This window comes from Microbacterium sp. SCN 71-21 (assembly GCF_001725695.1).
Classification (GTDB): Bacteria; Actinomycetota; Actinomycetes; order Actinomycetales; family Microbacteriaceae; genus Microbacterium; species Microbacterium ginsengisoli.
In genome coordinates, this window is record NZ_MEGA01000013.1 from 1 (window position 1) to 19,885 (window position 19,885).

At 70.8% G+C, this 19,885-nt stretch carries 15 protein-coding genes; 9 read left to right on the forward strand and 6 right to left on the reverse strand.

All coding sequences use genetic code 11. The annotated features are described in order from the left end of the window. Positions 1-19: 19 nt before the first annotated feature. Together ABT08_RS03120 and ABT08_RS03125 are read left to right on the forward strand one after the other, a co-directional pair. A complete protein-coding gene (locus tag ABT08_RS03120; RefSeq protein ID WP_056519819.1) occupies positions 20-334 on the forward strand; it encodes a GNAT family N-acetyltransferase in 315 nt (104 codons plus the stop codon). After that, the gene (locus tag ABT08_RS03125; protein WP_056519843.1) at positions 331-1,311 is read left to right on the forward strand and encodes a pirin family protein; all 981 of its coding nucleotides are present in this window, start codon (positions 331-333) and stop codon (positions 1,309-1,311) included. The genes ABT08_RS03120 and ABT08_RS03125 overlap by 4 nt, the downstream gene beginning before the upstream one ends. Positions 1,312-1,368: 57 nt before the next feature. Here ABT08_RS03125 and ABT08_RS03130 read toward each other — a convergent pair whose 3' ends face one another. Next, positions 1,369-4,986: a S8 family serine peptidase gene (locus tag ABT08_RS03130; RefSeq protein WP_288113967.1), complete on the reverse strand. Its 3,618-nt coding sequence runs from the start codon at positions 4,984-4,986 to the stop codon at positions 1,369-1,371. 152 nt (positions 4,987-5,138) lie between these two features. Here ABT08_RS03130 and ABT08_RS03135 point away from each other — a divergent pair, with 152 nt between their 5' ends. From ABT08_RS03135 to ABT08_RS03145, 3 genes are read left to right on the forward strand one after another with little or no spacing between them, the layout of a single operon-like run. Then, the gene (locus ABT08_RS03135) at positions 5,139-5,687 is read left to right on the forward strand and encodes an ECF transporter S component (protein WP_045247532.1); all 549 of its coding nucleotides are present in this window, start codon (positions 5,139-5,141) and stop codon (positions 5,685-5,687) included. A 36-nt stretch (positions 5,688-5,723) separates the two neighbouring features. Continuing rightward, positions 5,724-7,487 carry an ABC transporter ATP-binding protein gene (locus ABT08_RS03140; protein WP_288113968.1) on the forward strand — a complete coding sequence of 588 codons (1,764 nt, stop codon included), beginning with the start codon at positions 5,724-5,726 and terminating at the stop codon, positions 7,485-7,487. Then, positions 7,484-8,281: an energy-coupling factor transporter transmembrane component T family protein gene (locus tag ABT08_RS03145; protein ID WP_056209607.1), complete on the forward strand. Its 798-nt coding sequence runs from the start codon at positions 7,484-7,486 to the stop codon at positions 8,279-8,281. The genes ABT08_RS03140 and ABT08_RS03145 overlap by 4 nt, the downstream gene beginning before the upstream one ends. A gap of 87 nt (positions 8,282-8,368) precedes the next feature. On the opposite strand, the gene ABT08_RS03150 is transcribed toward ABT08_RS03145, so the two are convergent. From ABT08_RS03150 to ABT08_RS03160, 3 genes are all read right to left on the reverse strand, one after another. After that, positions 8,369-9,532 (reverse strand): acyl-CoA dehydrogenase family protein, encoded by a 1,164-nt coding sequence (locus tag ABT08_RS03150; RefSeq protein WP_045247535.1) that lies wholly within the window; start codon positions 9,530-9,532, stop codon positions 8,369-8,371. A gap of 146 nt (positions 9,533-9,678) precedes the next feature. Next, a complete protein-coding gene (locus ABT08_RS03155) occupies positions 9,679-10,395 on the reverse strand; it encodes a response regulator (protein WP_056209604.1) in 717 nt (238 codons plus the stop codon). Further along, the gene (locus tag ABT08_RS03160; RefSeq protein WP_288113970.1) at positions 10,392-11,960 is read right to left on the reverse strand and encodes an ATP-binding protein; all 1,569 of its coding nucleotides are present in this window, start codon (positions 11,958-11,960) and stop codon (positions 10,392-10,394) included. Before ABT08_RS03160 ends, ABT08_RS03155 begins: the two co-directional genes overlap by 4 nt. 173 nt (positions 11,961-12,133) lie before the next feature. Here ABT08_RS03160 and ABT08_RS03165 point away from each other — a divergent pair, with 173 nt between their 5' ends. The 3 genes from ABT08_RS03165 to ABT08_RS03175 are packed head-to-tail and all read left to right on the forward strand — an operon-like array spanning position 12,134 to position 15,349. Further along, positions 12,134-13,129, forward strand: coding sequence for a Bug family tripartite tricarboxylate transporter substrate binding protein (locus tag ABT08_RS03165; RefSeq protein WP_056206286.1), 996 nt, complete (start codon positions 12,134-12,136; stop codon positions 13,127-13,129). Beyond that, complete coding sequence (locus tag ABT08_RS03170) at positions 13,126-13,680, forward strand: tripartite tricarboxylate transporter TctB family protein (RefSeq protein ID WP_082482965.1); 555 nt, start codon at positions 13,126-13,128, stop codon at positions 13,678-13,680. Before ABT08_RS03165 ends, ABT08_RS03170 begins: the two co-directional genes overlap by 4 nt. Before the next feature lie 7 nt (positions 13,681-13,687). Beyond that, positions 13,688-15,349, forward strand: coding sequence for a tripartite tricarboxylate transporter permease (locus ABT08_RS03175; RefSeq protein WP_288113972.1), 1,662 nt, complete (start codon positions 13,688-13,690; stop codon positions 15,347-15,349). A gap of 25 nt (positions 15,350-15,374) precedes the next feature. On the opposite strand, the gene ABT08_RS03180 is transcribed toward ABT08_RS03175, so the two are convergent. After that, positions 15,375-16,292, reverse strand: a complete 918-nt coding sequence (locus tag ABT08_RS03180; RefSeq protein WP_288113973.1) for a M15 family metallopeptidase — start codon at positions 16,290-16,292, stop codon at positions 15,375-15,377. 122 nt (positions 16,293-16,414) lie between these two features. Between ABT08_RS03180 and ABT08_RS03185 the strand changes: the two genes are divergently transcribed. Beyond that, the gene (locus ABT08_RS03185) at positions 16,415-17,491 is read left to right on the forward strand and encodes an Rv2578c family radical SAM protein (protein WP_056519718.1); all 1,077 of its coding nucleotides are present in this window, start codon (positions 16,415-16,417) and stop codon (positions 17,489-17,491) included. 52 nt (positions 17,492-17,543) lie between these two features. On the opposite strand, the gene ABT08_RS03190 is transcribed toward ABT08_RS03185, so the two are convergent. Next, positions 17,544-19,772: a DEAD/DEAH box helicase gene (locus tag ABT08_RS03190; protein ID WP_056519715.1), complete on the reverse strand. Its 2,229-nt coding sequence runs from the start codon at positions 19,770-19,772 to the stop codon at positions 17,544-17,546. Between the last annotated feature and the right edge of the window lie 113 nt (positions 19,773-19,885).

Below are 19,885 nucleotides of genomic sequence, written 5' to 3' on the forward strand. Positions count from 1 at the left end.
GTCGACGAGAGGATGCCGCATGCCCCCGCAGGACGAGCAGATCACCGTGACGCGCAACGATGAGGCCGGGCGGTACGAGGTCACCGTCGACGGCGCGATCGCGGGGTTCACGGTGTTCGAGATCGACGACGACGGCCGCGCGGTCTATCCGCACACGGTGGTCGACCCGGCGTTCGGCGGTCGGGGACTCGGCTCGGTGCTCGTGAGCGCGGCCCTGGCCGACGAGGCCGCCCGCGGCACCACGATCGTGCCGCTGTGCCCGTTCGTGGTGCGCTACCTCGAGCAGACGGAGGTCGCCGGTCTCGTGATCGCATGGCCCGAGGTGCGGTCATGACCGACGACGAGACGGATGTCGCGGCATCCGTCCGACGCGTCGGACCCCGCGCGCTGGTGCTCGGCTCGCGCGATGTTCCGCTCGGCGGTGTGCGCGGCATGACCGTCACGCGAGCGCTGCCGCAGCGTGATCTGCCGATGGTCGGCGCATGGTGCTTCCTCGACCGATTCGGCCCGCAGACGACCACGATGCGCGTCGAACCCCATCCGCACATCGGGCTGCAGACCGTGACGTGGCCGTTCGAGGGCCGCGTGCGGCACCGCGACTCGGTCTCGAGCGACGTGGTCATCACGCGCGGACAGCTCAACCTCATGACCGCGGGCGCCGGCGTCGCGCATTCGGAGTACTCGGTGGGCGACGGCCCGATCCCGCTCGACGCACTCCAGCTGTGGGTGGCGCTTCCCGAGGCGCGGCGGCACGGCGAGGCCGCGTTCGAACGTCACGAACGACTACCCGAAGTGACGCTCGCGGCGACCGTGGGGGAGCCCGCCGTCGGCTTGGTCGTGATGGGGTCCTTCGCCGGAGTGACCTCGCCGGCCACCGCCTACAGCCCGCTCGTGGGCGCCGAGGTGCATCTTGCGCCGGGCTCGCGGGTCGTGTTGCCGGTGGATGCCGCGTGGGAGCACGCTGTGCTCGCCGTCGACGGCGATCTCGCCGTGCAGACCGACACGACGCCGGCGACCCCCGCGTCGCTCGGGGTGGGCGACCTGATCTACCTCGGCACCGACCGGGACGAGATCGAGGTGAGCACCGACGGCGGCGCGACGCTGTTCCTGCTCGGTGGCGAGCCGTTCGAGGACGACATCGTGATGTGGTGGAACTTCGTCGCGCGCACGCACGAGGAGATCGTCGCCGCCCGGGACTCCTGGGAGGCGGGGGCCGAGCGCTTCGGCCGCGTCGTCGACCACGGCGATGAGCGGATCCCGGCCCCGCCGCTGCCGGGTGTTCGGCTCACCACCCGGCGCCGCCGGGTCTGACGAGCGCCGAGGGCGCCCCGGCCGGAGCCGAGACGCCCTCGTCCACCTGGTCGGGTGTCAGAACACCAGGAACCCGGATGCCCCGAACGACCCGTCGAGCACCGCACTGCCGCCGTATTGGGCGACGATCACGTGCACACCGCGGGACTGCTTCGGCAGGGTGATCGACGCCTTCCCGTCGGCGAGGTCGGCCGTGTACTTCCGGCCGTCGACCCACACCGTGACGGCGCCGGTCGCCGCGGGACCGTGGGACGGCTTCACCGCGAGGTTCACCACGAAGGTGGTCGACGTGCGCCCGAGGTACGGGTTCACGGTGACGCTCAGCGACGAGGACGCCTTCACGACGACGCCGGCGCTGTCCGCCGTGCCGGCGTTGGGCGAGGAGGCGGCAGTCGCGGTCACCCTGACCGACAGCGTCGTGCCCGCGTCGGCCTTGGTGACCTTGTACGTCGTGCCGGTCGCGCCGTCGATCGGTGAGCCGTCGCGCAGCCACTGATAGGCGAGCGTCACGTCCGCGGGATTCCAGGTGCCGCCCGTCGCGGTGAGAGTGCTGCCCACCTTCGGCGTGCCCGTGACGGTCGGCGGGGCGGTGGCGACCGGAGCGGCCGCACCGCTGTCGACCGTGAGCACCGTCGTCGCCGCCGAATCGCCGTAGCGCACGATCCCGAAGTAGCGGGTGGACGCGTCGAGCCCCGACCAGCTGAGCGTGTAGGTCGCGGGCTGCCCGCTCGTCGTCGGCAGCGGGTCCGGCGAGGCGGTCAGCGAGCCGACACCCGCGCCGTCGCCGACGACCGCAGCCGTCGCATCCCACGTGAACGGCGACGTGAAGGCATAGCGGTTGACCTGCACAAGGTAGGTGCCCGCCGTCGGCGCGATGAGCGCGACGGACTCGTCGGCCGACGACGTCGCCGATGACCAGTTCTCGTAGTAGCGCCAGTCGGTCGGCGACACCACCCGGTAGACCGTCAGGTCGAGGTCGGACCCGGTGTCATCCGAGGAGTCGACGTCGAACCGGGCATACGTCGACCCCTGCGGGACATCCACCACCATGTAGGCGTTGTACTGGCCGTCCTCCTCCGAGAAGGTGTCCTGGTCACCGGAGTGACCGGGCACGGCGGGCAGGTCGGGGTCGGTCAGCAGAGTCGCCGGGGCGAGGCCGGAGACGGCGAGGTCGAGGTCGCCGGTCACCGCCGGGGTCACCGTCACGTCGGCGGTGCCCGAGATTCCTGTGCCGGACACCGATGCCGGGGCATCGACCGAGACCGGGTACACCGCGATCGGCGAGCGGGCGGCGTGCGTGCCACCCGTCCACGTCAGGAACCCGTGGGTCCACTTCTCGACGGGGGCGTCCGTGCGGGTCACCGTGATCTTCACGTCGGCCTTCTCGCCCGACTTCAGGCTCACCGTCGACGGCGCGACCGTGACGTCGAAGCCAGGGAGGTCGACGTTCGCGGTGAACGTGGCGTCCTCGGTGGCCGTGATCGTGCGGGTCACCGTCTGCGAGCCGGCCAGCGAGCCGATCCCGATGGAGGCGAGGTTGAGGTCGCTCGCGTCGATGGGCGAGACGCCGAAGTCGTGCAGCCCGAGGCCCTGCAGGTAGGCCGCCCAGTCCGCCGGTCCGTTCAGGTACAGCAGGCTCGGCGAGAAGTACGCGGTCGGGTCGACGTGACCGGCGCCCTGCGTGAACGGATCGGTGACCGCGGCGCCCGCGGCATCCTTCGTGTCGTAGGCGGTCGTCATCATGGCCGACTTGATCTCGGCGGGCGTCGCGTTCGGTCGCTCACCGAGGTAGAGCGCCGCGAGCCCCGCGATGTGGGGCGCCGCCATCGACGTGCCCGACAGGATGCCGAACGTGGGGTCGGCGCCCGGCGCGTTGTTCGTGGCCGCGAGGATCGCGACGCCGGGCGCCGAGATGTCGGGCTTGATGACGTCGCTGCCGTCGGCGAGCATCGGGCCGCGGCTCGAGAATCCGGCCACCTGCGGGGTGGGTGTCTCGACGCCGGTCACGTTCTCGCCGATCAGGGTCGCCGTCGCGTCCGCCGTGCCGCGCACGTAGTCGAGCAGAGCCGTGCGATCGGTGTCGGGGAGGTGCACGGTCGGCACGCTGTGGAAGTCGTTGTCGAGCGAGCCCGGCGTGACGTTCACGAGGATCATGCCGATGCCGCCGGCCTCCTTGACCGCCTGCGACTTCTCGACGCGGGCGTTCGAACCGCGGTCGCAGACGACGATCTTGCCGGCGACCTTCGCCGGGTCGAGCGAGCCGAGGTAGCACAGCGGTGCGTTGGCGTTACCGGCGAGCGCCACGTCGCCGGAGTAGACGACGGGGCCGGTGACCCGCTCACCGAACGGAACACTCACCGAGGCGCCGGCCTTCTGGAAGCCGTTCGGCAGTTCGACGGTGCCCTCCCAGGTCGGGATGGTCGAGGCGGCGACGGTCGTGTACCAGGGCGACGCGTGGTCGGCGGTCGAGGCATCCGGTCCCGAATTGCCGGCGCTGACCGAGACGAACACGCCCGCGGCGGCCGCGTTGTAGAACGAGATGTCGTCGGGCTGCAGCACGGATGTCGCCGACCCGCCGCCGATCGAGTAGTTGATGACGTCGACGCCGTCGGCCGTCGCCTGATCGATCGCGCCGAGCAGGTCGCTCAGGGCGCAGATGTCGTCGGTCGTGACGAGCGGATCGGGGCCGTCGTAGCAGGCCTTGTAGGCGGCGACCTTGGCGGCCGGGGCGACACCCGAGATCGCGCCGAAGGCGACGCCCTCCACGGTCGCGTCGACCCCGTTGTTGCCCGCAGCGGTCGAGGCCGTGTGGGAGCCGTGACCGGCACCGTCGCGCGGCGACAGGTAGTCGTAGGCGAACGAGAACCCGGTGGCGGCGGCGCCCTCGCTGAAGTACTGCGCGCCGACGAGCTTGGTCGAGTACTGCTCGGCACTCCAGGCGTCCTTGCCGGCTCCCGGCTTGTCGACGACCGTGCTGCGGAACTCTCCGCCGTCGGACTTCTTGTAGACCACCTGCGTGACGGCGGCGCCGTCGGCGTCGGTGCCGGCGGCGAGGTAGGGCTGCGTGTCACTCGGGGTCGTCGACAGCGGGTCGCCCGCGAACGACGGGTTCTCGGGCGAGATGCCGGTGTCGACGACGCCGACGACGATGCCCGCGCCGGCCTTGTCGATGCCGCCGACGCCCTCCCACACTCCGCCCGCGCCCTCGAGACCGAGGAACTGGGTCGACGGGACGGCATCGGGATGCCGCACTTCGTCGGCGTAGACGCCGAGCACCCCCTTCGTGCCCTTGAGCTTCGACGCCTGCGCGCCGCTGAGGTTCGCGCTGAAGCCGTTGAGGGTGATCTGGTAGGTCGTGTCGGGTGTCACTCCGGCGCTGGAGGCGACATCCTTCTGCCGGTTCTGGAGGAACCTCGAGTACTGCTTCGCCTGCGGTGAGGCCGCGTCGAGCCGTTCGCCCTCCTTCGCCTTGGTGGGGGCGAGGCCGGGCTCGCCCCCTTCGTAGGTGGCGACGGGCTTCTCGTCGAGCAGCACGATGTAGCGGCCGCCGGGCAGATCGAGAGGGGTGGGCGCGGCGGGGCCGGGCTCGGCTGCGGTGCTCGCCGCGGCCGAGCCGCTGACGATCAGTGCGGCCAGGGTGACGGCCGCCGCAGCTTTCAGGCGGAGGTGTGCCATGTACTGCGCTCCATTCGTGGGGGGATGTCGGAACACGTGCCACGGCCCGGAGGCCGCGTGGGCCCGAAGGTACCTCACAGCGAATTCTCAACGAACACATATCCACGGTTCATGAGAGAACTCTCACGAGAACGCGTCGCTACGCTGAGCACGTGGCCGCCCGACCATCCGCCCTCTCCACCCGTGTCCTGCTGATCTGCGCCGCGATCGGCGTCGCCACCGGGCTCCTCGGGGGCATCGCCGGATGGATCACCCCGATCGTCATCGCGACCGCACCGATGCTCTACGGCCTGGTGCTCGGCGTGCACGTGCTGCCCGGCATCATCGCGCAGGAGGTCGTGCGGCTGCCCTGGGTGGCGCTGCTCGCGCACGTGCTCGCGGCGCTCGTCGCCAGCGCCACCAGCCCGCAGTGGGCGGGTCGCTACATCGGCACCGCCCTGCTCATCGGCGGCATCCAGGAGGGCGTCGCCGCCCTCACCCGGTACCGGTCGTGGGCTCCATGGCGCTTCTTCGTGTCCGCGGTCATCGTCGGTGCGATCATCGCCGTCGTCGTCGCGCTCATCGTCGACCTCGGGAGCTTCGCGCCGTGGGTTCAGGCGGCGTACCTCACGATCAGCGTGCTCGGCCCCGTCGCGTGGACGGCCGTCGGTCTCGCCGTCGGCGCCCGGCTGCGCAGCGCGGGAGTCGCCGCCCGTCGCTGACAGGATCCTCCCGCGGACAGCCGGGTAGGTTAGGTGATGCTCACTTCCGTCGGTCGAGGTCTCGTGTCCCCTGCTCCCGTCATCCACGCGAACGGCGTCGCCGTGCGCCACATCGACGCCGACACGCCGGTGCCCGCGGGCGCGAGCTTGAGCGCTCACCCTGGCGAGGTGGTGCTGCTGCTCGGGCCGAGCGGGTCGGGAAAGTCGACGTTCGCGCTCACCCTCAACGGACTCATCCCGCACCACCTCGACGCCGAGGTGACGGGGGACGTCGTGATCGGGGATGCCGCGGCATCCGCGTCGACCGTCGCCGAGCTGTCGTCGCGGGTCGCGCTGGTCTTCCAGGACCCGGATGCGCAGATCGTGACCGCCCGCGTGCGCGACGAGGTCGCCTTCGGCCCCGAGAACCTGCGCGTCCCGCTCGCCGAGATCGCGACGCGCGTCGAGACGGCCCTGCGGCGACTCGACCTGTGGGAGCGCCGTGACGACGACCCCGACATCCTCTCCGGAGGCGGTCGGCAGCGGCTCGCGATCGCCGCGGCCCTCGCAATGGGCACCCCCGCGATCGTGCTCGACGAGCCGACCGCGAACCTCGATCCGGCCGGCGCCGCCGAGGTGTTTGCCGCCCTGCGCGACCTGGCGTCGGCCGGCGATCACGCGATCGTCGTGATCGAGCACGATCTCGACGAGCTGGTCGAGGTGGCCCACCGCGTGGTCGTGCTCGATGCCACCGGTCGCACGGTCGCCGACGGCTCGGTCGACGACGTGCTGCGCGCCCGCGCCGCCGAGCTCGATGCCCTCGGTGTCTGGCTTCCCGCGGTCACCCTGGCGGCCCTGCGGCTGCAGCGCGCCGGGGTGCCGATCGAGCGGATGCCGCTGACCGCCGCCGAGCTGCGCGCCGCCGTCGCGGCGGCCCCGCCGATCGATGCGACGGCCGACGCACCGTCGTCGTCTGCAGCGCGCACGCCGGCCGACGCTTCCACGACCGCTCCCGCCGCGAACGCCGTCGAAGTGTCGGGACTCACGCTGCGCCACGGGCGCGACGAGGTGCTGCACGACGTCTCCCTCACGATCGCCGCGGGCGAGTTCGTCGCGATCGTCGGCCCCAACGGCGCCGGCAAGACGACGCTCGCGCAGGCGATCGCGGGCGTGCGACGCACGCCGCGCGGCACCGTCCACGTGCGGGGTGCGGACGTCGCGCGCCGACGCACCACCCGGCGCATCGGCTTCGTGTTCCAGAACCCCGAGCATCAGTTCGTGGCACCGACGGTGCGGGAGGAACTCGCGCACAGCCTGCGCGGGCGCTCGGCCGCCGAGGTCGCCGAGCGGGTCGACGCCATGCTCGAGCGGTTCGATCTGACGGCGCACGCGACGCGGCATCCGTTTCTGCTGTCGGGGGGCCAGAAGCGGCGCCTGTCCGTCGCGACCGCGCTCATCGGGGGCGCCGACGTGCTGGTGCTCGACGAGCCGACCTACGGGCAGGATCGCGCCCGCGCCGATGAGCTGCTGCGCCTGCTGGGCGACCTGCACGCGCAGGGCACGACGGTCGTCGTGGTGACGCACGACATGCAGGTGGTCGCCGAGCACGCCGAGCGGGTGCTCGTGATCGAGCGCGGCCGGGTGATCGCGGATGCCTCCCCCGCCGTGCTGTTCGCCGACGAACCGCTCGTGCGGCGTGCGCGGCTACGGGTGCCGCCGTTGCGGGTCGCGTTCGCCGATCTGCCTGGCCAGCCGGCGCTGTCGGGTGTGATGCGGCTCGCCGACCTCGACGCCGTGCGGGGAACGACGGTGGCCGGATGACCACCGCCACTCCCATCGACGCGTCGGCACCGACGGTGATCCGCACGCGTCTCGGACTCGATCCGCTGACACTGTTCGCCGCGGTGATCCCGGCCTCGATCGGGCTCGTGTTCACGCGCGACCTGGTGGTGCCGCTGGTGTTCCTCGGCATCGGGCTGGCGCTCGCGCTGATCGTCTCGCGCGTGTCGGCACGCGTGCTCGCTCTGCTCGTGCTGGCGCTGCCGGTCGCGATCGTCGCGCTCGCGCTGCTGTTCGCGCTGTGGGTCGACCCCGCCACGGTCGCCGACACCCGCGTCGCGGTGGGCATCGCCGGGCGCGACCTCACCGTCGGCGCGCTCACCGTCGGGGCGGCCACGGCACTGCGGCTGGCGGCCATCACCGCGCTGCTGTTCGCCGCGGGCTCGGCGGCCGACGGACCGGACCTCGTGCGGGCGCTCGTGCAGCACCTGCGCGTGCCCTACCGCGTCGGCTACGCCGCCCTCGCCGCGCTGCGTTTCGTGCCCCGGTTCGCGCGCGAGCTCGACGTCATCCGGCGCGCGCACCGGGTGAGGGATGCCGCGCCCCCCGGCCCGTTCACCGCGCTCGCGCGGGGATTCGGCTACGCGGTGCCGCTGCTGGCCGGGGCCATCCGCCACGCGGAACGCGTGGCGCTCGCGATGGACGCGCGCGCGTTCGGCGCCCACGCGACTCGCACCGAGCCGCGGGTCGCACGCTGGCATCGCCTCGACACCGCCGTGGTCGCCGGGGGCTGGGTGCTCACCGTCGCGGTCTTCGTCGTCGTCGCCGCATCCTGACCCGAGACCCACGCCGCGGGGCGGCGGCTCCTGCCCGCGCATGACGAGGGGGACGAGGCATCCGCCCCGTCCCCCTCGTGCCGAGCGTCAGCGCTTGCCGACGATCTGACGCGACACGATGTCGCGCATGATCTCGTTCGTGCCGCCGTAGATGCGGTGCACGCGCGCGTCGAGGAACGCCCGGGCGATCGGGTACTCGGTGATGTAGCCGTAGCCGCCGTGCAGCTGCACGCCGAGATCGAGCAGCTCCCACTCGCGGTCGGTCGCCCAGAACTTCACCTTCGCGGCCTCCTCGGCCGTGAGCTTCTTGTCCTTGTAGAGCAGCATCGCGCGGTCGATGTACGCCCACATCACATCGACGGTCGTGGCCATGTCGGCGAGACGGAACCGGGTGTTCTGGAAGTCGGAGATCGACTGGCCGAACGCCTCACGGCTGAGCGTGTAGTCGCGCGTCCAGACGAACGCGGCCTCGCCCGCGGCGGCCGCCGCGACACCGATCGAGAGGCGCTCGAGAGGCAGGTTCATCATGAGCTGGATGAAGCCGAGGCCCTCCTTGCCGCCGATGAGGTTCTCGTCGGGCACGAAGACGTCGCTGAACGAGAGTTCGGCGGTGTCCCACCCGTGGAAGCCCATCTTCTCGAGCTTCTTGCCGTGGTCGAAGCCCTCCATGCCGCTCTCGAGGATCAGCAGGCTGAAGGCCTCGGGACGGTTGCCCTCACCGGTCTTCACGAACGTGACGACGATGTCCGCGGTCTTGCCCGAGGAGATGAAGGTCTTGGCGCCGTTGACGATGTAGCCGCCGTCGACCTTCTTCGCGGTGGTCTTGATGCCGCGCAGGTCGCTGCCCGCGCCGGGCTCGGTCATCGCAAGCGCACCGAGCACCTCGCCGGTGGCCATGCGCGGGAGCCACTTCTCCTTCTGCTCCTGGGTGCCCATGTGCACGAGGTACGGAACCGCCAGGTCGTCCTGGATGCCGAACGCACCGGCAAGCGAGCCCTGTCCGACGCCGATCGTCTCCTCGAGCACAATCGAGCGGAAGCGGTAGTCCTGCAGCATGCCGGCGCCGCCGAACTCCTCCGGCACCGACAGGCCGATGATGCCCGCCTCACCCGCGGCCAGCATGGTCGCGCGGTCGATCTCGCCGTCCTTCTCCCACTGCACGCGCTTCTCGTTCGTCGCGTACCGCTTGAGGAACTCCTTGACGACGTCGCGGAACGCCTCGTGGTCCTCGTCGTAGATGTCGCGCTCCATGTGCGCAGTCCTTCCGTCTTCGCTTCGGCGGGATACCCGCTCGCGGCTGCGCTCGTGGCCACGCCGCCCCTGCGATCCTAGGTCGCGAGGCGGGCCGCAGGCCAGGGCATTGTGGAATTGCATGTCACCGTCTGCGGAACTCGGTGTCAGCGTTGTGGGGATGCCGCAACCGGGCCGGAGCAGCGGGATTCCGCGGCGATCCGGTACCGCGTTCGAGGGCGACCGGCAGTGCCGTAGTCAAGTGACCGGGTCGCGGTGCCCGAGTCGGCGAGGTGCTCGAGGTAGCGCCGACAGCTGACGCGAGAGAGTCCCGCGAGGTCCGCGATTTCGGCAGCGCTCGCCTCGCCCGCCTCGGCGAGCGCACTGCGCACGACGAGGAGCGTCGGAGCACTCAAACCCTTGGGCAGCTGCCGCCTGGCGCCGGGTCGCATCAGAGCATCGACCGAATCCTGGTCGAGCCCCGGGCGCATTGACTGCGGCACCCGTCGCTCAGCAAGGACATCGTCGATACGCGCATGAAGATCGTCCGCCGTGAACGGCTTCACCAGGTAATGCCGAGCACCGCGCATGCGAGCCGCTCGCACGGTGTCGACGTCACGGGCCGCCGTCACCGCGATGACCTCCGGCTGCACGATCGTGCCGTCGGAACGCAGCACCCGCAGGGCCTCGAGCCCGGTGAAACCGGGGAGGAACACGTCGAGCAGCACGAGATCGGGCGCGAGATCGCGCACCAGTCGCACCGCTTCCGGACCGGTCGCAGCCGTGCCCACGACCTGACATCCGCCGTGGGCGTCCACGAACCGGGCGTGCAGAGATGCGACGGCCGGAACATCGTCGACGATGAGCACGCGGAGGACGTTCATCGTGCGGTCACCGCCATCGGCACCCGTAGCTCGACCTCGAAGCACGCCCCGCCCCAGGGAGACCGCGACACCCGGGCCCCGCCACCGCGACGCCGCGCGACCCGCGCGACGAGAGCGAGGCCGATGCCGCGGCGGCGACCGGCGACATCCTTCGTGCTGAACCCTTCGTCGAAGGCGCGCCGAGCGACCTCATCGTCGAGGCCGGGGCCCGAATCGTTCACCCTCACACGCACCTCGCCCGACACCGCCTGCACGACCACCGCGACGCGATCCTCGGCACGACACGCGTCGAACGCGTTGTCGATGAGGTTGCCGATCACCGTGCGCAGATCATCGGATGCCTCCCCCGGCACCGTCCCCTCGACGTCCACCGTCATCACGAGCCCCCGCTCGCGCGCCTGCGCGAGCTTCACCGACAGCAGCGCCGCCAGTTCCGCGCCGAGGTTCGCGGCCGGCTCATCGACGGCGAGCGCCCCGCCTGAGCGACTCTTTGCGACGAACTCCCGAGCCTCATCGATCTGGCCGATCTCGAGCAGTCCGGAGATGACATGCAGGGAGTTGGAGAACTCGTGTGCCTGCGCGCGCAGTCCGTCGGTGAGCGACTGCGTGCCATCCATCTCCCGCAGCGCCGCGTGGAGCTCGGTGTGATCCCTCAGCAGCAGAGTGCCGCCCACGCGCCGGCCGTCATCGTCGATCGTGCCGGTGCCGCGGGCGATCAGTGCCCGCTCGCCCGCCAGCACGAGTCGCCCGTCGGGCTCGCCTTCCTCGAGCACGGCGAGGATCGGCGCATCGACCACCTCGGTGAGCGGGCGCCCGACCAGATCGTCGACGTTGAGCAGTCGTGCTGCGGCGTCGTTGGCCATCGAGACACGGCCGTCGCTGTCGACGGTGACGACACCCTCACTGAGACGGTGGAGCATCGTCTCCCGGCTGTCGACGAGCTCGGCGATCTGCTGGGGCTCCAGCCGGAAGATGCGCCGGCGAACGAGGGCGGTGACTCCAGCCGCTCCGAACACGCCGACCAGCGTCGACCCGGCGACCGCGACCAGCAGCCAGGGCAGCCAGATCTGCACGTCCGCGGCGAGGGCCGACTCCAGCATGCCGACGGACACGGTTCCGATCACGCGCTGCGCGTCGTCAAAGATCGGGACCTTCACGCGCCACGACTCGCCGAGGGTCCCGGTCTGCGTGCCGACATAGACCTCACCGGACAGCGGAACCGAGGGATCGGTCGACACCTTCTCGCCGATGCGCTCAGGGTTCGGATGGCTCAGCCGAATGCCGGCGGCATCCGTCACGACGACATAGGCGAGCTGCGAGGACTCGCGCAGCACCTCGGCGATCGGCTGGATCTTCGCGCTCGGATTCGGCGAGTCGAGGGCGTCATGGATCGAGGGCAAACGGGCGATCGATTGAGCGACGCCGACCATGCGCTCACGATGGGCGTCTCTGATGGCCAGTTCCTGCACGCTGATGGCGACCGCGCCCGTCGCGACCGTCACCACGCACACGATGGCGGCCTGCAGCAGAAGCAACTGCAGCCTCAGCGACATTGCTCGGCGCATGGAGGACATTCTGCCCGTTGGGCGGCGCTGACGGCGGCGCGCACGAGACCAATACTTTCCGAACCCTCGCTTACTTTCGCAAGCGCGCCCGAGCACATCGACCCCCCTAACGTCGGGTGGCATTGAGGGGATGCGACGGCGCATCCCCGTACTCGAAGGAGAGTCGACCTCACATGCGTACACGCTTCGCCACCGCCGCCCTGCTCGCGGCGGTCGCCCTCAGCTTGACGGCCTGCCATCCGCAGGCATCGAGCGGCGGCTCTGCAGCCGGACCGTCATCTGTGCAGATCATCGTTCCCGCCGATCCTGGCGGCGGCTGGGACCAGACCGGTCGCGCGATCTCGTCGACTCTCACCGGCGACAAGCTGGTCGGCGCCGCTCCGGTCAACAACGTGGGCGGCGCCGGAGGCACGGTCGGCCTCGCCTCGCTCGCGAATGAGCGCAACCCGTACACCCTCATGGTCACGGGCCTGGTCATGGTGGGCGCGGTGGAGACGAACTCGGCGCAGAACCGACTCGAGGACACGACACCGATCGCCCGGCTGACCGACGAGCCCCTGGTGGTCGTCGTGCCCAAGGATTCGCCGTACCAGACGCTCAAGGAGTTGGTCGACGCGGTGCTCGCCGATGGGCAGAAGATCACCATCACCGGCGGCTCCGCCGGTGGCGCCGACCACATCCTCGCGGGGCTGCTGCTCGAGTCCGCAGGCCTCGACGGGGCGGGCATCACCGAGAAGCTCAACTATGTGCCCAACTCCGGCGGCGGTGAAGCGGTGTCGCTGCTTCTCGGCAAGAACGCGTCGGCCGGCATCTCCGGCGTCGGCGAATTCGCCGAGTACGTCACCTCGGGTGACCTGCGCGCCCTCGCGGTGTCCAGTGACGCTCCGGCGGCCCTGATCCCTTCGGCGCCCACCATGACCTCGCAGGGCTACGACGTCGTCTACACGAACTGGCGCGGGCTTCTCGCACCGGGCGGTATCAGCGCCGAGCAGAAGCAGCAACTGGTCGACCTGATCACCCGCATGCACGCATCGGCTGCGTGGCAGGCGACGCTCAAGGACAAGGGCTGGACGGACGCGTTCCTCACCGGGGATGAGCTCTCGACATTCCTCACCGCCAACATCTCCGACGTGCAGTCGACGCTGAAGAACATCGGGCTCACGTCGTGACGACGGACATCACTCCCACCTCCGGGGCGGCGTCGCCGCCCCGGAGGTGGAGCGGGGATCGCATCGGGGAGCTCGTGTTCGCGGCGCTGGTGTTCGGCCTCGGCCTCTACGCGCTGATCGGCGCCTTTGCGATCCGCACCCCCGCCGGCGCCCAGGTGGGCCCGCGCGTCTTCCCGTTCCTCGTGTCGGCGCTGCTCATCGGTGCCGGCGTCGCTCTCATCTTCGGCGTGCTCCGCGGCCGCCTCGGTCAGCGCGAGGAGGGCGAGGACATCGATTCGAGTGCCCGCACCGACTGGTGGACGATCACGAAGCTCGTGCTGCTGTTCGTCGGCGTCGTTCTGCTGCTGGACGTTCTCGGCTGGTGGCTCACCGCAGCACTTCTGTTCGGCGGCGCAGCCCTCAGCCTCGGCGCCAAGAAGTGGTGGATCGCTCTCACCGCCGGGCTCGTTCTGGGCATCGCAACCCAGATCCTGTTCGGCGAGGGCCTCGGGCTCTTCCTCCCCCGCGGCTGGGCATTCGACGCCTGGTACGGCCCCGGCCCCCTCTTCTAGGAACCTCATGGACAACATCTCCCTCCTCCTGCAGGGCTTCGCCACGGCCGTCCAGCCCGAGTACCTGCTGTTCGCGTTCATCGGCGTGCTCGTCGGAACTGCCGTCGGCGTACTCCCCGGCATCGGTCCGGCGATGACGGTGGCGCTCCTGCTGCCGTTGACGTACTCACTGCCGCCCACCGCCGCGATCATCACGTTCGCAGGCATCTACTACGGCGGCATGTATGGCGGCTCGACCACGAGCATCCTGCTGAACACCCCGGGCGAGTCGGCGTCGGTCATCACGGCGATCGAAGGCAACAAGATGGCCAAACTCGGTCGGGGAGCAGCAGCGCTCGCGACTGCCGCCATCGGCTCATTCGTCGCCGGCACCATCGCGACCGCCCTCCTGACCCTCTTCGCACCAGTGATCGCCGGCTTCGCGGTCAACCTCGCGCCGGCCGACTTCGTGGCCCTCATCGTCGTGGCGTTCATCACGGTAGGCGCGCTGCTGGGTTCGTCGGTCTCCCGCGGCATCGCCTCTCTCGGCATCGGCCTGCTCATCGGCCTCGTCGGCACCGAGCAGACCACCGGTCAGGCGCGCTACACGATGGGCATGCTTGCGCTCTCCGACGGCATCAGTGTGGTTCTCGTCGCGGTCGCGCTGTTCGCAGTCGGCGAGGCGCTCTACGTTGCAGCGAGACTGCGCAGCGGGCCGATCCCGATCATCCCCGTGACTCGCGGATGGCGCAGCTGGATGTCCCGCGAGGACTGGCGCCGATCGTGGAAGCCATGGCTGCGCGGCACTGCGATCGGGTTCCCGATCGGCACGATCCCCGCGGGCGGCGCCGATGTCGCCACGTTCCTGTCGTACGCCACCGAGAAGCGCTTCTCGCGCCACAAGAAGCAGTTCGGCCGTGGGGCGATCGAAGGGGTCGCCGGCCCCGAGGCAGCCAACAACGCCGCCGCCGCCGGTGTGCTCGTCCCGCTCCTGACACTCGGTCTTCCGACGACCGCGACCGCCGCGATCATCATCACGGCATTCCAGTCGTACGGCATCCAGCCCGGGCCGCAGCTCTTCCAGTCGCAGGGCGACCTGGTGTGGGCGCTCATCGCGAGCCTCTACATCGGCAACGTGCTGCTACTGGTGCTGAATCTGCCGCTCGCGGGCATCTGGGTGAAGCTCCTGCAGATCCCCCGTCCGTACCTCTACGCCGGAATCCTGACGTTCGCCGCCCTCGGCGCCTACGCGGTGCGGTTCTCGACGATCGACGTGCTCATCCTTCTGATCGTCGGGGCACTCGGGTATGTCATGCGGCGCTTCGGCTACCCGGTGGCCCCCCTCATCGTCGGCCTCATCCTCGGCCCGATGGGCGAGCAGCAGCTGCGCAAGGCGCTCCAGCTGAGCCAGGGCAACATGGGCGATCTCGTGCTGCATCCGTTCGCGGCGACGTGTTACGCGGTGCTGATCGTGCTCGTCACCGCGGGACTGTGGCTCAAGCGTCGTCAGAACCGTTATGAGCGTGCCCTCGAGGCCTCGCTCGCCGCAACGACATCCCCCGCCGCAGCGGTGGATCGACTGTGGGACGAGGGCGAGCGTCCGTCCGAAGTGTCGACCGACGCGATTCGAGCGGAAGAGGCAACGCGTCTGGCGCGAGCCGCGCGGCGCGATCGACACGACGAGCGATGACGGATGCCTCGGGTGGCCGGACCGGTCACCCGAGGTAGTTCGGCGCGGCGGGCAGTCCGAAGAACGCCTCGAGCGTGTGGAACCCGCCGTCATGGTACGCCGCCGCGAGCTGCGGCCCGATGTAGCGCAGGTGCCAGGGCTCGGAGTCGTACCCCGACACCGCCGTCTGCCCCGGCTCGTAGCGCACGATGAATCCGTAGCGCCAGCCGTTCTCGGCCACCCATTTCCCGGCCGCCGACGTGCCGAAGCCGTCCATCGTGCCGCATCCGGCAGAGGTGCACGAGACGACGTCCGTCGCGAACCCGGTCTGGTGCTCGCTGTATCCGGGATGAGCGCTCGTCGCATCGGCAGCCGCCTTGCCGCCGTTCGCGACATTCGACGCGTACGTGCTCACCTGCGTCTGGTACGACCGGTAGCCGCTCACCACCCCGAGGCCGCCCACGCCCGCAGCGGCCGCGGCATCCGACATCGTGGTGAGGGCGGCAGCGGCGGACGGCTGCAGTTGACCTGCCCCGTTCACGAGGCGCACACCGACCTTGGCGAGCGCGGCCGGCGCGAAGGACAGCGGCTCGAGCGGGCGCGCCTTGTCGACGACGACCCAGACGTGGTTCGCGTCGGCGAGGGTGATGCAGGGGGCGTCTCCGGAGACCACGGCGTCGCGGAACGCGGCACCACCGCCCACGGCCGTGATGACGGCCTCGTCGTCACGCGCGGCGAGCGCCGCGGTGACCGCCGGGTCGTCGCAGGGCTGCGGCGCCGGGTTGGGCGTCGACGTGAGTGCCGGGACGGGGAGAGCGGCAGCGACGGCAGGCGCAGCGGCCACGTGTCGCGGCGCCACGAGACGCGGCAGCACCGCGAACGCGCACGCCGACGCCACCACGATCGCGACCAGGCCGATCGTGACGGTCCATCGGAGCGCGGAGATCCGCGGGGCGTCGGCCATCAGTCCATTGTGTGCCGCGTTGCGTGCGGCCGCGACCCATCGCTTTCACATCCCCTCATCTATTTACGATATTGGGCCCCACCAGACTTGACTTAACATCGATGCTTTGTTCGACTGTGCGCATGAGGTGGAACGGTCAACGCGTCGGAGAGACGGATGCCGCGGCCCTCGCGGGCCTCGACCGCGATGGCGGCATCGTGCGCAGCGTCACGACTCCCGAGTTCGCAGGCATCACCTTCCACGAGGTGCTGGCCAAGTCGGCGCTGAACCACGTGCCGGGGGCATCCGCGATGCCGTTCGACTGGACGGTGAACCCCTACCGCGGGTGCAGTCACGCCTGCGTCTACTGCTTCGCGCGCGGCACGCACACGTATCTCGACCTCGACGGCGGTCGCGACTTCGACACCCAGATCGTCGTGAAGATCAACGTCGCGGAGGTGCTCGCCGCCGAGGTGCGCCGCGGCAGCTGGGGCCGGGAGCACGTCGCCCTCGGCACCAACACCGATCCGTATCAGCGGGCGGAGGGGCGCTATCGGCTCATGCCGGGCATCATCGACGCGCTCGCCTCCTCGGGCACACCGCTGTCGATCCTCACCAAGGGCACGCTGCTGCGCCGCGACCTCCCGCTGCTCGCCGCCGCGCACGACGAGGTGGACGTATCACTCGCGTTCTCGATCGCCGTGTTCGACGACGCCCTGCAGAGCGCTCTCGAACCCGGCACCCCGACGGCCGCCGCGCGCCTGGCGACGGTGCGCGCCGCCGCCGACGCGGGCTTCCGCCCGACGGTGTTCCTGATGCCCGTGCTCCCCCACCTCACCGACTCGATCGCCCAGCTCGACGATGCGCTGCGGCGTATCCGTGAGGCGGGAGCGGCGCGCGTCGTCTACGGCGCTCTGCACCTGCGCCCGGGCGTGAAGCCGTGGTTCTTCTCGTGGCTCGCGCGGGAGAGGCCCGACCTCGTCGGGTCGTACCGCGGGCTGTTCCCCGGGGTGTCGGCGACGACCCCGGCCGCCTACCGGCAATGGCTCGCGCGACGGATGCGTCCGCTGCTGCGCGCCCATCGACTTGACGGGCGGGATGAGACCGAACTGCCCACGCGCACCCGTCGGGGCGCGGCATCCGCCCCGCCCGCGGTGCGCACGACGGGCGCCTCCGCGGTGCCCACCCCACAGACGACCGCGGCCGCCCGTCTGTTCTGACGGACGGCCGCGAAGGCGGCGACGGGGCTCGGCTCGGGCCCGCGTCATCGGATCAGGCGTCGACCTCGGCGAGCTGGCGACCGGCGAGCTCCTCGATGAGGTCGTCGCCCGGGCGGGCATCCTCGAAGGGCGCGTTGATCTCGGCGCGCTCGAGCATCTCCGTCATGCGACGACGACGCTGACGGGTGATGAGGGTCACGACCGTGCCGCTGCGACCCGCGCGTCCGGTGCGGCCCGAGCGGTGCAGGTAGGTCTTGTACTCGTCGGGAGCGTCGGCCTGCACTACGAGGTCGATGTCGTCGACGTGGATGCCGCGGGCCGCGACATCCGTCGCCACCAGCACACGCACCTTGCCGTCGGTCAGACGCTGCAGGTTGCGGGTGCGCTTGGCCTGGTTGAGGTCGCCGTGCAGCGCGACGGCCGGGATGCCGGCGTCGTCGAAGCTCTCGGCGAGCATCTCGGCGTAGGCGCGGGTGCGGGCGAAGACGAGCGTCTTGCCCTCACGGTCGACGAGCGAGGTGACGACCTCGGCCTTGTCGCGGTGGTCGATCACGAGCACGCGGTGGTCGATCGTGCCCGACTCCTGCGTCTCACCGGCGACCTCGTAGACCTCGGGCTCGACGAGGAACTCGTCGACGAGCGCCGCGACCTCACGGTCGAGGGTCGCCGAGAAGAGCAGCTTCTGACTGCCCTCGGCGGTGCGACGCAGGATGCGCTGCACCGGCTCGACGAAACCGAGCTCGCACATGTGGTCGGCCTCGTCGAGCACCGCGATGCTCACCTCCGAGAGGTCGAGACGACCCTGCTCGATGAGGTCCTCGATGCGGCCCGGGGTGCCGATGATGATGTCGACGCCCTTCTTCAGCGCGCCGACCTGACGGGCCTGCGGGACGCCGCCGTAGATCTGCGTGGTGAACAGGCCGACGCTGCGGGCGATCGGCTGCACGGTGCGGTCGATCTGCAGCGCCAGCTCGCGCGTCGGCGCGAGGATGATCGCCTTGGGGGCGCGACCGTACTCGCGCTTGCTGCCGGCCTGCGCGCGCAGGATCGACTCGACGAGCGGCGCGCCGAACGCGATCGTCTTGCCGGAGCCGGTGCGACCGCGGGCCAGCACGTCACGGCCGGCGAGGATCGGGCCGATCGTCGCCGCCTGGATCGCGAACGGGGCGGCGGCGCCGAGCTCGGCGAGGGCCTTCACGATGTTCTGACCGAGACCGAGCTCGGCAAAACCCTGACCCTCGACGGTCTCGGCCTCGACGGCCTGCGCCTCGAGACGCTCGTGCACGACGTCGACGTGCTCCTCGAAGCGGGCAGGCTTCGCGTTCCAGTCGGCGCGGTTCGGGGCGTCGTCACGACGGGGACGGGCATCGCGGCGGTCACCCGTGCGCGGGGCGCGGTCGTCGCGGCGGTCGCGGTCGCCGAAGGAGGGACGGTCGCCGCGGTCGCGGTACGACGGACGGTCGTCACGGTCACGAGCCGGACGACGCTCCGCCCGGTCACCGTACGACGGACGCTCGGAACGCTCGCCGTACGGACGACGCTCGGCGCGATCGCCGAAGGAGGGCCGGTCGCCGCGGTCGCCGTACGCGGGACGCTCGTCACGGTCACGCGCCGGACGACGCTCGGCACGGTCACCGTACGACGGACGCTGGTCGCGGTCGCCGTATGCGGGACGCTCGGACCGCTGACCGTACGCGGGACGCTCGCCGCGGTCGCGATACGACGGGCGGTCGTCACGGTCACGCGCCGGACGACGCTCCGCCCGGTCACCGTACGACGGACGCTCGGAACGCTCGCCGTACGGACGACGCTCGGCGCGGTCGCCGAAGGAGGGACGGTCGCCGCGGTCGCCGTACGCGGGGCGGTCGCCGCGATCGCGGTACGACGGACGCTCTCCGCCGCGGGCGGGACGATCGGTGCGGTCGCCGTACGACGGACGCTGGTCGCGGTCGCCGTAAGGGCGACGCTCGCCGCGGTCCTCGAAGGAACGACGGTCGTCGCGGTACGAGCCGCGACCGCCGTCGGCGGCGTGCTGACGGATGCCGCGAGCCTCGTCGCGGCCGGCCTTCTCCTGGGCGCTCCAGCGACGCTTGGGCGCCTCGGCGGCCTGCTCGTCGGCGCGATATCCGCGGTGGTTGGGGCTCTTGGAGCCGGGACGGGCCGTGGCGCTCGAGCTCTCGCCCGGGCGGCGCTTGCGGTCCTGGAACCCGGTCTTCGACCCGTAGCGCGGGTCGAAGTTCTTCGCCGGACGACCGCCGGCGGGCTTCTTGTTCTTGGGCATGGTGAGTTCTTCTTCCTCGTGTCTGAACGCACGAGAACAGCGCTCGGTTCATGCCGAGCATCCCGGGCGCACGTGGGCCGGGGGCCGTTCAAGTGATGGTGGTCATGAGCGCC

Coding starts and splice junctions, on each gene's coding strand:
- ABT08_RS03120 (WP_056519819.1), top strand. CDS start 20: ATGCCCCCGCAGGACGAGCAGATCACCGTGACGCGCAACGATGAGGCC.
- ABT08_RS03125 (WP_056519843.1), top strand. CDS start 331: ATGACCGACGACGAGACGGATGTCGCGGCATCCGTCCGACGCGTCGGA.
- ABT08_RS03130 (WP_288113967.1), bottom strand. CDS start 4,986: ATGGCACACCTCCGCCTGAAAGCTGCGGCGGCCGTCACCCTGGCCGCA.
- ABT08_RS03140 (WP_288113968.1), top strand. CDS start 5,724: ATGCTCACTTCCGTCGGTCGAGGTCTCGTGTCCCCTGCTCCCGTCATC.
- ABT08_RS03145 (WP_056209607.1), top strand. CDS start 7,484: ATGACCACCGCCACTCCCATCGACGCGTCGGCACCGACGGTGATCCGC.
- ABT08_RS03150 (WP_045247535.1), bottom strand. CDS start 9,532: ATGGAGCGCGACATCTACGACGAGGACCACGAGGCGTTCCGCGACGTC.
- ABT08_RS03155 (WP_056209604.1), bottom strand. CDS start 10,395: ATGAACGTCCTCCGCGTGCTCATCGTCGACGATGTTCCGGCCGTCGCA.
- ABT08_RS03160 (WP_288113970.1), bottom strand. CDS start 11,960: ATGCGCCGAGCAATGTCGCTGAGGCTGCAGTTGCTTCTGCTGCAGGCC.
- ABT08_RS03165 (WP_056206286.1), top strand. CDS start 12,134: ATGCGTACACGCTTCGCCACCGCCGCCCTGCTCGCGGCGGTCGCCCTC.
- ABT08_RS03175 (WP_288113972.1), top strand. CDS start 13,688: ATGGACAACATCTCCCTCCTCCTGCAGGGCTTCGCCACGGCCGTCCAG.
- ABT08_RS03180 (WP_288113973.1), bottom strand. CDS start 16,292: ATGGCCGACGCCCCGCGGATCTCCGCGCTCCGATGGACCGTCACGATC.
- ABT08_RS03185 (WP_056519718.1), top strand. CDS start 16,415: ATGAGGTGGAACGGTCAACGCGTCGGAGAGACGGATGCCGCGGCCCTC.
- ABT08_RS03190 (WP_056519715.1), bottom strand. CDS start 19,772: ATGCCCAAGAACAAGAAGCCCGCCGGCGGTCGTCCGGCGAAGAACTTC.